Consider the following 13,856-nt stretch of genomic DNA (forward strand, 5'->3'; position numbering starts at 1 on the left):
AGAAAATAGAAAATCCCTATTTTAGGGAAAATTATATTCCAAAAAATAGGGAAAATTATTTGCCGAAATTTATACAAAAATGCTTGCCGGTAACATTTTTCTTATTGGAATTCATATACAGGGACAAGTAGCTATAATTAACTCAACTTTCCCACCCTCAAATCATTCACAGATGTTGATATACAGATAAGAAGTTTTCTTAAAAAATAAATATTGCAATAAAAATGCACCAGTCTGTCTGATAGAATTAAGTTAACCAAAACCAAATTCAAGACAAGAAAGGTGCATGCATATATGATACAATACAACAACTCATCTGAACAGACTAAAATTGAATTGTTTAAAGCTTTTTCTACACTCGGCATTGCAAAATTACTGAAAGAATCCGGTATTCGTAAGGCGTGTGGTCACTCTGCCTATAGTGTTTTTAAATTTTTGTTTTCTCTCGTATTTCAAGGTAAGAACCTATTTCGATTTCTGGATTCTTCTCGTTCAGGCGAGGCTGTTTCAAAGAATACCTACTATAGATTCTTAAATGAACCCACATACAACTGGAATAAATTTTTATCTTTGCTGGCATCAAAAGTTATTCATGCCTTCTCACGACTCACTAGACGAGAGAGAGTCAAAGTACTGATTTTAGATGACTCTATCGTTACAAGAAATCGAAGCAAATCCGTTGAATTGTTGGCTAGGATTTATGATCACGTTACTCACAAATATCAAAAGGGATTTACTATGCTCACGCTTGGATGGTCAGATGGCTACAGTTTTGTTCCAACTGGATTTACACTGCTTTCATCAGCTAACGAGAAGAATCGTTATCAAGAAATTAATGACGACATCGACAAACGTACTAATGGTTATAAACGTCGAAAAGAAGCACTCACTCAAAAACCGGAAGCGGCTATAAAACTCATCAAAAATGCATTGGCTTATGGCATTGAAGCTGATTATGTTCTTATGGACACCTGGTTTACTAATGAGCCCTTAATCAAGTCAATCCTCAAAGAGGGGCTTGATGCCATTGGAATGGTTCGAAAAGGCAATGCAAGATACCATTATCAAAATCAAATGTACGATCTCAAAGAGCTTCGTAAATTCGTCATAAAAGAACGTGGTGGCAGTATACTTGGTTCCGTTGCAGTTACCACCAAAGAGGGGATTCCCGTTAGGATTGTCTTTGTCAGGAATCGTACAAACAAAAAAGAATGGCTGGCAATTTTAAGCACCGATTTAATGATCTCAGATGAGGAAATCGTAAGAATCTATGGAAACAGATGGGGTATAGAAGTGTTCTTTAAATCTGCCAAATCCTTTATGAAGCTTGGTTCTGAGTTCCAAGGGAGAAGCTATGATATGTTCATCAGCCATACAACTATTGTGTTTTGTAGATATATCCTTCTTGAATGGTTACGCCGTGAAGAGAATGATACTAAAACATTTGGTGAACTATTTTTCAGATGCTGCGAAGACATTCAAGATATAGAATATTCAACAGCCCTACAAAGCTTGATGGGGCTATTTGTTGAACACATCAAATCAACTACAACAAAAGGTAAAAAATTGGTTCAACGTCAACTTCAGCATTGGATTACCCAACAAGCTTCATATATCAAGGCTTTGTTTGCTGAATTGTGCTGGGAAAGTTGAGTAATTAATTTAAATATAGAAGGTTAGAGGGTGTTAAGTTTGTCTTTTCAATTATTTATTCTGATGGCAGTTGATTAAAAGTAATTGTAATGGGATAAATAAAGTGTAAGGAGGCTCTTATGACAACATATCTAAGAACAGCTTGGAATATTCTAAAATACATCTTAATTCATTTTATAATAATGGTTCTCTACATAATGGGAGCTAGTTTTTTTTATGGAATAAAAATGGGTATTGATGGTAGCGCTGAAGATATTGAAAATCTTGCAGCTAGTATGGCTAATCACACATCACTAGCAATTATTGTGGCGGCCGTAGGTTCATTTTTGATTTATAGGTATATGATGAAAAGAAGAGGTCTAAATTTATATAAAGAATGTAGATTTAGAAGGCTTACAAAGGGTCAAATAGTAGCATCTTGCTTAATTGGTTCAACTGTAATATTTTTGAGTATGATTATTCTTAATCTGACAGGGATTATATTTCCTCAATCTTTAGAAAATCATAGTAGTAATATGGGGTCAATAATTACGCCAAATACATTACTGATTATTGCAAGTGTGGGTATTGCAGCTCCTTTAATAGAAGAGATTTTATTTAGAGGATTGATATTTAGAGAATTAGAGAGAAAAACTACAATGAAATTGACAATTATTATTCAAGCTCTCCTATTTGGTATTTATCATTTGAATTTAGCCCATAGCACTATGGCAGCTGTAATGGGGATATTTTTAGGACTATCTTTGTACTGGACAGAATCTATATGGGCTCCAATTTTGATTCATCTTATTAATAACTTACTAAGCGCTGGATTAGAGCTCCTTGGATATAGTGGATTTGTAGAACTTTATCCACTAGTAAATCTAGCTATGTATGGGGCTGCAATATTCATAGTTCTTCCTTTAAGCTTGCGTTACCTTTATAGAACCCGTACTCCATGGGAGTCATATGGACTTAAGGATGAAATAGAGAGTGAAGTGGGAATATTACCTTTAGATTAATTAATAACTATCAAAGACTCAAAGTTCATAGTAATTACAGTGAACTTTGGGTTTTTTAGATATACTAAAAATAGGCTGATTTTCAAAGTAGATAATTCCTTTGATGGAGTTTAAATATGAAAATAATAGATTTCACACAGCGCTTTTGATGTTTGTGGAGTAATTTCTCTATGAAAGCTTTGGACGAAATATAATCAATAAAGTCAGAATATATTTTCGGAGGTTTTATGATACAAACTATAAATAAAAAACCATCAATAAAAAATTTAATGATAGTACTTATGATAACACTAAGCATTTACATTATTGAACTTTATTCTGTTTATGGAAGTAATCTATTAAGAAAAGCTCTTATATTTGAAAATCCTTATTATAATTCAATAAATTATTTGCTTTTTACAATATCTGGAATTTTCTATTTTTGTTTAGGAATTTTGACTGCTAAGTTAGATTTTTCAGTAAAACAAGATAGGGTGATTACGGCAATTGTCACTGCAATAATAACATTTATAATGGTAGTTTTTTTTAATGAGCCTTTTGGACTCACAGCTTTAGCAGATCCCGTTAGATTATCTCCTTTATTTTATATATTAGGCCTTACGTTATTATGGAGATGTTATATCTTAAATGATACTGCTAAAAAAGCAGCTCTAAAAAATTTGTTTATTATCCTCATAATAACAATAATTATTTTTATTGCTCAGATATATACAAAATCTGTCAGAACTGATATTAAATTCGGTGTGAATGCCTATGAAGGAATTATGGTTAAGACTTATTTGGCTTTTATAATATTTGCTCTTATATATATTGCAGCAGGGATGCTGACAAATTTACTTGATTTGTCAACTAAAGTTAATAGAGTTATATTATCGTTTATGATTGTTATTGTTGGAGTTTTATCTGTTTTTATTTTTAGGTATCTAATGCTATCAGGATCAACAATGATTCCATCTAGGTTAACTCCACTTTTTTATATTCTGGGACTAGTGTTATTTTGGAAAAAGACCAGTGAAAATATTTTATTTTCATAAAAAGACTATATGAATAACTCAAAAAAGGAGAATTTCACTATGAAAAATTTCAAAAGATATAGGTTTAGAAAAGCTAACTATATTATAGTTTTTATTGCCACATTTCTTTTTTATTTAATTAATATATTTGGAAGTATTGATTTTAAAACTATTTTAGCTTTATTAGTATCAGCTACTATAACGGCGGGGATATTGGGAACACTGACAAATCTCATATGGAAGAAAAGAGACTGAGCAATTTAATCTATTTTGGAATATGAACCTCCATCGACTAAAATAATAAGTTTATGAAACATCAAAAATAAATTCAATAATTGAAAGTTTTAGTTGTATTTTTATTATATAATTCTAATAGCTAATAGTTTTTCATTTTAAATACTTAAATTAAAAAGGAGGACTGCGTTTTGAGAAGATATATTATGACTGCATAGCACTGGCTATTGCAATTAACCCCAAAAATAAAAAATTGCTTTGGCCATTGCTATTCCTAATAAATACTATATTTTTAGGAGGCAGTTATGGGCTATATCAAAGCGGAGGAAATTCTTCCTACTGAAGTAATAGAGTTGATTCAAAAATACGTTGATGGTAAAAACATATATATTCCTCGAAAAGAAGATTCTAGAGAAAATTGGGGAACAAATACAAAGACAAAAAAGGAGCTTTATCGTAGAGACAAAGAGATATATAACGCGTATATCTCAGGATCTAAAACTTTAGAGTTAGCATCAAAATACTATCTTTCGGAAAAAAGCATCCAGCGTATAATTAGAAAAATGAAATCCATAAATTTGTAAAAAAGAGAGCTGATACATTATGTATTGGCTCATATTTTTTTATAAAAATTTATAAGGTAGAATACATTTATTTCAAAATGATAAGCTGTTTTTAGTAGATATATCAGAGCTATGATTCTAATCCTTAATTTATAAAATATTTCTAAATAGGATTTTTTAATGAAATCGTGGATCTTCTATTTACTAAATCCAATCTAAGGAGAAAATCTATATGACCACGCCTATATATTTTGCATAGCGCAGCTATTGCAAATAAAAAATTAATGTAATAGCTTGCGCATCCTAAGATTTTAGTTATAGGAGATGCGATATGGGCTATATTAAAAAAATAGAGTGCAGTATTATTTCAGAGAAATCTTTCAAGATAATCCACAACTGCTCAGGATGCAAAGGAAAGACAAATTATATTAATACTGAAAAGTTTAGAGTAAATGCAAATGGAAACAAGCTTGACGTTTGGCTTATTTATCAATGTGAAAAGTGCAAACACACTTATAATATATCTATATATGAAAGACAAAAAGTAAGTAGACTATCAAAAGAAGAGTATGGATTGTTTTTAGAAAACAACAAGGAGTTAGCTCAGAAGTATGGACGAGATTTTCAGTTTTTCACTAAAAACAAATTGGAAGTAGATTTAAAAGATATAGAATATAGCTTTATGGATTCTAAAGGTGAAAAACTCATATTTGATAAAATAATATTTGAAGAAGGACAAGAAATTATTATTGAAAATCCTTATGGACTAAAAATTAGAAAAGAAAAATTAGCATCAGAAATTCTAATGATATCAAGGAGCAAAACAAAGAAAATGCTAGATAATAACCATATAATACTTTTGGATTGTTCTCAAAAAATAAAAATAGAAATTATTAGGATAAAAGAATAGATTAAGTGCTAAGTAAATTTACAATTATCATACTAAAAGTCATAAACTACTAAAATGTTTTTCAGTAGCTTATGACTTTTTTAAATATCTTTAAAAATTTTTTTTTATGAAACCCTTGTAATACAAGCTTTCAACTAATCTTTCAAATACGTAGTTACAAAATAAACAAAACAAAGGTAGCTTTTAAATCTACTCTATACTAAAATAAATACTAAGTATTTTAGAAAAATCACTAAAATACTTTTTAAAAAAGCGTATTTCCACATTAAATATAATAGTTTCTAGGAGGAGTGCATGAAAAATTTGAAAAATGAAAATCAAAATCTGAACTCTGGAAAAAAGACAAAAATGTTAAAAACTAAGGGAATGACAATTTCAAAAAAAATCATTTTGTCTATTATAATTACTAATGTAGTTATTGTAGCCATAATTGCAGGAATGATGGGGTTTACTCTTGATAGAAATATTAGAGAAACTTCAAGAACCACAGCTGCAAATCTAGTTCAGAGTAATGTAAATAGTTTTGAGCAGGATTTTTTCAAGGTTGAAAGTGCAGTATCAGTACTTGCAAGCTCTATTGGACAAAGAGTAGATGTTGATAGAGTGCTACAAAATGATGAAGCATATATAGCTGAAATAAAATCTGATATTGTATCAGAGCTTCAGGCGGTAGGAGCTGACACAAGGATATCAAGAAGTATATATTCTTATTTTAATGTAGATATGTTCGGGCGAGAAATTGATATGTGGGTACTAAATGAGGGAGGGTCATATACACTTCAAGATTCGTTTGGACTTGAATATTACAGTGCAGAGTACTATGAATGGTACAATAAACCAATTGATACAAAAAAGGCTTTATGGACATTTCCATATATTTCGGAAGATGGAAATCTTATATCATCTTATGTAAACCCTATAATAAAAGATGGACAAGCTATAGGTATTGTAGGTATGGATTTTTATCTGGATGATATCGAAAAAACACTTAGTGAGATTACTCTATTTGATACAGGATATCTTTTTTTAATGCATCCTGATGGTAGGATAATATATCATCCGGAACTTGAAATTGAGACAAATATTACTACTGTAGGAGATTATAGCAGTATATTAGAAGAAATTAATGAAAAAAAATCAGGGGTTCTTACTTATGATGATGTAAGAGGTATAAAAACTATATCAGCTTACAGTCAACTGGAAAATGGATGGATTATAGCTTCAAATATACCTGAAAATGAGGTTTTTAAGTTATTAAGAACTATTTTAATTACAATGCTGATTATAGCTGTACTCGCTATAGCAGTATCAATTATAGTAGCTTCTATCATTGGAAGAAGTATATCAAAACCTATAATTGAGGTAGTAAGCGCAGTTGATAAAATAAAAGATGGTGATTTTACAGTATCAGTAAATACAAAATCTAATGACGAGACAAAAATACTTTCTGATAGTATCAATGAAATGATATCAAATGTAAAAAATCTAATAAAAAGTACTAAAGATGTGAGTATTACTATGGTCGAAGAAGCTTCAAGTCTTGCAGCTATGTCTGAAGAGGCTTCGGCTACAGCGAATCAAGTAGAAAATACTGTAAATGAAATTTCAAAAGGAACGAATGATGCTGCTATGGATTCTGAAAGCAGTGCAAATCTTGCATCTTCTATGGATGAAAAATTTAAGAGTCTAACAAAGAGCAGTGATGCTATGAGAGAAAATGCAGAGCAAGCAATGGAAATAAATAAAGAAGGGGCAAGCGTACTAAATCTTCTTAAAGAAAAGTCAGAGATTAGCATTACTTCAAATAAAAAGGTTTCTGATGCAGTAAACAACCTAGATGCAAAAACAAAACAAATATCTGAGATAATAAGTACCATTACTTCAATTACAGAGCAGACAAATCTTCTAGCTTTAAATGCATCTATTGAAGCTGCAAGAGCAGGAAATGCAGGAAAGGGATTTGCAGTAGTGGCAGATGAAATCAGAAAGCTTGCAGATTCATCAGCAATGGCTGCGAAAGAGATTGCTCAGATAGTTACAAATATTCAAAATGAAAGTAAAGAAACTGTTTCAGTGATAGGAGAAGTGGCTAAAATAACTGAAGAACAAGGTGAGGCAGTTGTTAATGTTGATGAAGCTCTTTCAAAAATATTTAAATCTGTAGAATCTATTGTAAATCAGATAGGAAACGTATCAAATCAGCTTATGGAAGTAGATGAAGACAAAAATAATATTGTCCTTGCTATAGACAATATTTCAGCTGTAACAGAAGAGATAGCAGCATCATCTCAAGAGGTAAGTGCATCTATGTCCGAGCAGACTAAAGCTGTTGAAGAGGTAGCAATAAGTGCTGAAAAATTAAATGAGCTTTCAAGTAGACTAAATGAAAATATAAGTATATTTAAAGTCTAAAATAGAGCTAGAAGATAAAAGAATAAAAAGAATAAATAAGCAAAAATCCCCTCTTGAGTAATTGTCTTGAGGGGATTTTAAATTTCTCTTTAAATTATTTGAACCCTAGACTTCTTCTATAGCCTTGAGGTGTTGTATTCATTTTTTTGCAAAAAACTCTATTAAAATAAGAAGGATCAGAGAATCCGCACTCAGCAGAAATCCTATAGGATGGATAATTCGTATTTTCAAGTAAGTTACAAGCATATTCTATTTTAAGATTAACGATGTAGTCTGTAAATGAAAGTCCTGTCTCTTTTTTAAATACAAAACTAAAATATTTTGGATTCATAAAAAGTTTATTTGCAACCATATCCAAGCTTAATTTTTCTTTGAAATTTTCTTTTATGTATTTTAAGGCATCATCTATAAATGGCTTTTGTGTTTCATTTATGTTTGTATCTACCAGTTCTACAGAAGCTGATATATTCTTTAATGAATTCTCGTATGAATCTATCATTCTCTTAAGCAAATCCTTAAAATCTCGAGGTTTGACAGGTTTCAAAAGATAGTCAAATACCTTAAGACCAATAGCTTTTTGTGCATATGAAAACTCAGAACAACCAGAAATTATAGAAATACAGGAATTTGGTAAAAATTTTCTGATTTCACTAATAGCAGTGAGTCCATCTATTTCTGAAATAATCAAATCAGTTATAATTATATTTGGATTATATTTTTTTGAAAGTTCAATTGCTTCCGAGCCGCAGCTGCAGGTTAGAAGGATGTCTTTAGAGTCAAGATATTCTAAGGCAATTTCTCTTAAAAAATCCTGTTCTAAAACTTCATCCTCTATAATCAAGACTACGTTCATAATAAACACCTCTGCTTCCTAAACAGGAATTGTAATTGAAACTGTACTACCTGAATAATCGGATTTTTCAATACTAAGGCCATAGCTATCACCGTAGTATTTTTTTAGTCTTTTATCGGTACAGCTAAATCCAAGACCGGATATCTTCTCTGAATTATTAATTTTATCAATCGCATCTTTATTAAAGCCATTTCCATTATCAGAAATTGAGATTAGTATAGTATTATTAGATAATTCACCCTTTATATGTATCTGTCCGCCATCTCTTTTAGGAGTAATTCCATGGACTATAGCATTTTCTACTATTGGCTGTATTACCATATTGGGTATTCTAAAGGATTTTATTTTGTCTGCAACATCAATTGTGTACTGGATTCTATTTTTGAATCTCGCTTTTTGTATGTATAGATATTTTTCGATATTGTCTATTTCTGATGCTATAGTATGAAGCTGATCAGATTGTTTTAAATTGTATCTTAATAAATCAGAAAGACAATATATAAGCTCTTCTGTTGTATGTGATTTTTCAAAGTATGCTATTCTGGCAATGCAGTTTAGAGTATTGAATAAGAAATGGGGGTTGATTACCAATGAGTTATTTTTTGCTTCTAAGTCTATGATTTTTTTTTCGAGCATATCCTTTTCTATAGACAGCAGAGTCATATTTGGACTATCGGACCTTAGAGTCTGAGATAAATCCAGAGAAATATTCTTCGCGATATGTTGACAAAGTTGCTGATGAATATTTATTTTATCTAAATCTGCAACTTTTAAAGCAGAAATAAGTTTTGCAATAAACTCTAAATCCAAATTTTTTTCATTATTCAAAGATTCTATATTTATCATATGTTTTTTATATTCTGTTTCTTTGGTGTAAACCTGTAAACCAGCTATATAACCGTAAGTATCTCCATCAAGGTTTATTGGAAGGGATATATTTTCCAGGCCATATTGGCACACAAAGCTTCCATCAAGTTTATTGTCCAGACGTTCTTTGTATTCAGGACAAACCTTAGACTCGCTTTCCATACACATGTATCTGCAAAAATCTGGAAATGGTATTAGTTCAAGAAGTATTTCCCCATCAGTATCCATTAAAAATAATGGAATATCTGATAACGACAAAATACCGCTATAGCGGTTATATAAATTTGAAACAATTAATTTTTTTAAAGGATTATCAGTAGTATTCATAGTATACTGCCCTTTCCAGAGTGCGATTATTAATCGAAAAACTACTAACTTAAGAAAAACAAAATGGTTATCTGTTATTTTAATATATTATATGATTAAAGTAAACTAAATCAAATATTGTTTAAGATACAGTTGTAAGTATGAAGAAATAAAAACAAGCTTTTTCAATAATGTTAAGAATTTTATAGATAAAAATCTATTTTACTTGTATACTGCTTTCGATTTTAGGAATTTGTGATTAGTGAAACAAAACGGCAGTAGGTAGAGTCATTCTATCCACTGCCGTTTTTATAAAAATATATAAGGACAAAGTTTATTGTCACCCAAGGACCGTTCGACTGATGATTTCATCTTGTACCTCTTTACAAAGTTCCACGAAGAAGGCACAGTATCCTGCCACTCGTACAATCAAATCCCTGTGAAGTTCCGGATGTTTCTGGGCATCGATTAAAGTAGCATTATCGACACAATTGAACTGTATCTGGCCATTACCCATGATGGAAGCGGTTCTCAAGAGGCCAATTAGGGCATTTCTTCCTTCGGGGTTTTCCAGAAATCCTTCGCTAATTTTGAAATTATGAGCCATACCAAGACTCATGGACTCAACATTCAGTTTGGAGACTGACTTGATAACAGAGGTTGGGCCTTTGGTATCTGCTCCCTGAGAAGGGCTCATGGCATCAGATAAGGGGGCGTAAGCTGTTCTTCCGTCGGGGGTAGCCCCTATCATTTCTCCAAGAGGGGTATTGAAGGATTGGGAAAGTGTACCGTGAATCTGACGTGCATAGAGAGATTGATAGGAATTCATCTTTCTTTCAGTATAGTCTATTATTTCTTTAGCAATCTGATCCGCATAATCATCATCGTTACCATATTTGGGAGCATTAAGACAATCCTTATGGAGTTGCTCATATCCCTTCCAGTTGGCATCCATGGCTTTCTTCATATCAGTTAAGGTATATTTTTTTTCATCGTAAACTAATTTTTTTATAGCTGCAATGCTGTCTACATAGGTGGCCAGGCCAGCGAAGATGGTACCAGGTCCATCGTATAGGACAGAACCACCTGCTGTCACATCTTTTCCTTTATCCATACATCCATCAATAAAGAGGGACATATAGGGAGTGGGGTTGACATCTCGGAAGACCTCCTGAATGATTATGGTTCCCCTGCAGTTCATATCAATCAAATAATCCAGCTGTCTTTTCACAGCTGCTTCAAAATCCTCAAAGAATTGAAAATCTTCTAAAGTTCCTGTATCCAACCATTGCTTATCCCCATAGGACCTTAATACTCCCTGGTTCAGAGCTAGTTCGATGGTGATTGGCCACTGTGTAAAGCCACCTGCTGTCCATTGATGGATTTTGCCGCTTTTCTGAGGTTCTACACAGCCCATGAGGCTGTAATCTCTGGCATCTTCGATGTTGTAGCCTTTGCTGAGCATCATCCTTATATGGGCGTCATCAAAATGACAGGCTGGCATACCACCCCCAGTTTGAATCAAATCCACAATTTTTTCCAGATACTTTTGGGGGGACAGGTTGTGGATGCGACAGGCTAAAGTAGGCTGATACACTTTAACTAGACGGACAGCCTCCATAATCAGATAGGATAGCTCATTGGTACCGTCCCCTCCATTCCGATGGAGACCGCCTACGCACATATTTATAAAGGGCATATAACCGGCGAAGTATTTGGCCGTTGCTCCTGGGGTATACCAAATCATTTCTGAGCATTTTAGCATAAAGCAGCCTATTAGCTCAAAGGCATGCTGCTCAGTAAGTGAACCGGACTCAATATCTCTTCTAAAATGCGGAAGCATGTACTGATCGACTCGCCCCAGGGAAGTGCTGCACTGGTTTTCCTCTAAAAGGAATAGCGATTGAATGGTCCATACCGCCTGCAGGGCTTCATGAAAAGTTTCTGGAGGGTTTGCCGGAACTTTCTTGTTTACTTCGGCTATTGTTTCCAATTCCTTTTTTCGGATAAGATTCTGTTCTTGAATAGCTAGAAGAGCAGCATAATCCGATAGTCTTTGAGAATAGGTTAGGACACCCTGGCAAATCTCGATGGAAGCTTGGTAAAACGCATGCTTTTCTTCAAAATTCTCAGAGGTATTATCGATTTCAGAAAGATGCTGTTCTGCTTCTTTTAAAACACCAAGAATACCTTTTTCAAAAAGAATAATGTCGTAGCCGGGGCTGGAATCTCCCCCGCCGCTAGTGACGTGGTAGGTCAAGTCAGTGATAGCTGCCTCTGCACCGTATTCCCAGATTCCTGCTTTACGGAGCTTGGTTTCGCAGGCTTCGGCTAGAGACTTTCCTTCCCAGAAGGGAAAGAGTTCTTCTATCATGATTTTTTTGTCTTCTTCGCTGATATAATAAGGGTCTTGAGGGCGGGTACTGATTTCATCTAGTTCTTCCTTGACCCAGCTCCAAGCAATATCGGGTGAAAAAGATCCGGCTCTCGGCTTTCCACAAGGGTGTCCGACAATTAGTTCTCCTTCCTGAATCAGCATAGGAGCAGTTTCACAAGCTAGGCGAAACCCTTTTGCCCGCTTTAGGTTTGCAGGAAGGTCCGGATAGTTCTTGGCTATTTCCGTAAAAGCCAGAGCACGGTTGATGGCAATACTAGGGGTCACTTTCAGATAAGCTTCTTTTAAATGATTCAAGCGATCAGTCATAACAAGATTCACGTTTTTCATATTTTTTCATCCTTTCATGAATTCAACAATTTATTGACTTTTTACCATACGTATAATCTAAAATCTATGTTATTTTTCCAAATTTATAGTATTTTTAAATTATAGTTTTATAGAAAAAAATTAACTCTAGCAACAATTATTATAAATTTCAATTAAATCTTCTTTAGTAGGGAGCTTAGGATTTGAAGCTGTGCATCTATCTTTTAATGCAGTTTCAGCCATTACTTCAATTTCTTTAGAGAAATCTTCTTCTTTTATTCCAATATCCCTTATACTATTTTCTATTCCAATGTTTTTCTTAAGTCTTTCTATTTCTGAAATTAGGCTTACTACTCCTTCTCTAGATGTTCGAGCCGGAAGGTTTAGGATTTTAGCGATATTTGAATATTTTTTTGATGAATACTCATCAAGAGTGCTTTTTAAGCCAGAGTTGAATTCAATCACAGATTTTAACATTAGGGCATTAGACCTTCCGTGAGATATATGAAATTTTCCGCCAAAAGCATGAGCGAGGCTATGATTTATTCCTAGACCTGTATTAGTAAATGCAATTCCTGCCATACAGGAGGCATTATGGACATGACTTCTTGCTTTTATATTATTTATGTCTTTATAGATTATTTCAAGGTTTTCGAATATAAGCTGAATAGCCTTTTCTGCCAGAGCATCTGTAAAGTCTGTTGCATCTTTGGATACATATGCCTCTAAAGAATGAACAAGAACATCTATACCCGTATCTGCAACTACTCTTGATGGAACATGCTGAATGCAGGTTGGATCTAATATGGCGATGTCAGGAGATATGTCATTATCTACGATACATACTTTTTCGTCATTAGATGTAATTACCGAAAAATCAGTGACCTCTGAACCGGTTCCACTTGTTGAAGGGATGGCAACAAAAGTAGGCTTTTTATACACTTTATTTTTGTTTCTAAAACCAGACTCGAAATAAAGTATAGCTTTAGCTGTATCTATTGCAGAGCCTCCTCCAAGAGCTATTAGGACATCGGCTTCACTTTCGCTGTATTTTTTTATTCCATTTGCAACAAGAGCTATATCAGGATCTGGATATATATCAGAAAATACTTCGGATTTGATTCCAGCTTCATCCAGATAGTCTATTGTTTTTTGAAGATACCCTAGGTCTTGCATTATAGCATCCGCTACTATAAAAGCTTTATGTCCAGATAAATCCTTTAAAAGACTTAATGCATTTTCACTGAAATAAATTTTGGGTTTTAATACAAAACTTCCTTTGATGATAATTACCTCCTAGTAGTTTGAATATTGGTTTTAAAGTTTTTCAATCAAAATCA

General features: G+C 33.0%; 11 protein-coding genes. 7 read left to right on the forward strand and 4 right to left on the reverse strand.

The features are described from left to right. Nucleotides 1-294 precede the first annotated feature (294 nt). From J2Z35_RS04245 to J2Z35_RS04275, 7 genes are all read left to right on the forward strand, one after another. Nucleotides 295-1,653, forward strand: coding sequence for an IS4 family transposase (locus tag J2Z35_RS04245; RefSeq protein ID WP_209659746.1), 1,359 nt, complete (start codon nt 295-297; stop codon nt 1,651-1,653). 119 nt (nt 1,654-1,772) lie between these two features. Next, nucleotides 1,773-2,654 (forward strand): CPBP family intramembrane glutamic endopeptidase, encoded by an 882-nt coding sequence (locus tag J2Z35_RS04250; protein WP_209659748.1) that lies wholly within the window; start codon nt 1,773-1,775, stop codon nt 2,652-2,654. Between the two features lie 227 nt (nt 2,655-2,881). After that, a complete protein-coding gene (locus tag J2Z35_RS04255) occupies nt 2,882-3,688 on the forward strand; it encodes a hypothetical protein (protein WP_209659750.1) in 807 nt (268 codons plus the stop codon). Nucleotides 3,689-3,727: 39 nt separating this feature from the next. After that, nucleotides 3,728-3,922, forward strand: coding sequence for a hypothetical protein (locus J2Z35_RS04260; protein WP_209659752.1), 195 nt, complete (start codon nt 3,728-3,730; stop codon nt 3,920-3,922). A 284-nt stretch (nt 3,923-4,206) separates the two neighbouring features. Beyond that, nucleotides 4,207-4,485: a CD3324 family protein gene (locus tag J2Z35_RS04265; RefSeq protein WP_209659753.1), complete on the forward strand. Its 279-nt coding sequence runs from the start codon at nt 4,207-4,209 to the stop codon at nt 4,483-4,485. Nucleotides 4,486-4,795: 310 nt separating this feature from the next. Continuing rightward, nucleotides 4,796-5,374 carry a DUF1062 domain-containing protein gene (locus J2Z35_RS04270; protein WP_209659755.1) on the forward strand — a complete coding sequence of 193 codons (579 nt, stop codon included), beginning with the start codon at nt 4,796-4,798 and terminating at the stop codon, nt 5,372-5,374. 294 nt (nt 5,375-5,668) lie between these two features. After that, complete coding sequence (locus tag J2Z35_RS04275; protein ID WP_209659764.1) at nt 5,669-7,786, forward strand: methyl-accepting chemotaxis protein; 2,118 nt, start codon at nt 5,669-5,671, stop codon at nt 7,784-7,786. Nucleotides 7,787-7,880: 94 nt separating this feature from the next. On the opposite strand, the gene J2Z35_RS04280 is transcribed toward J2Z35_RS04275, so the two are convergent. The 4 genes from J2Z35_RS04280 to J2Z35_RS04295 form a co-directional block, all read right to left on the reverse strand. Continuing rightward, nucleotides 7,881-8,639: a response regulator transcription factor gene (locus J2Z35_RS04280; RefSeq protein WP_209659766.1), complete on the reverse strand. Its 759-nt coding sequence runs from the start codon at nt 8,637-8,639 to the stop codon at nt 7,881-7,883. A gap of 18 nt (nt 8,640-8,657) precedes the next feature. Further along, the gene (locus tag J2Z35_RS04285; protein WP_209659768.1) at nt 8,658-9,833 is read right to left on the reverse strand and encodes a histidine kinase; all 1,176 of its coding nucleotides are present in this window, start codon (nt 9,831-9,833) and stop codon (nt 8,658-8,660) included. 319 nt (nt 9,834-10,152) lie between these two features. Next, nucleotides 10,153-12,537, reverse strand: a complete 2,385-nt coding sequence (cutC, locus tag J2Z35_RS04290) for a choline trimethylamine-lyase (protein WP_209659769.1) — start codon at nt 12,535-12,537, stop codon at nt 10,153-10,155. 126 nt (nt 12,538-12,663) lie between these two features. Then, a complete protein-coding gene (locus J2Z35_RS04295) occupies nt 12,664-13,806 on the reverse strand; it encodes a 1-propanol dehydrogenase PduQ (protein ID WP_330623380.1) in 1,143 nt (380 codons plus the stop codon). Between the last annotated feature and the right edge of the window lie 50 nt (nt 13,807-13,856).

This window comes from Acetoanaerobium pronyense, from assembly GCF_017874355.1.
GTDB lineage: Bacteria > Bacillota > Clostridia > Peptostreptococcales > Filifactoraceae > Acetoanaerobium > Acetoanaerobium pronyense.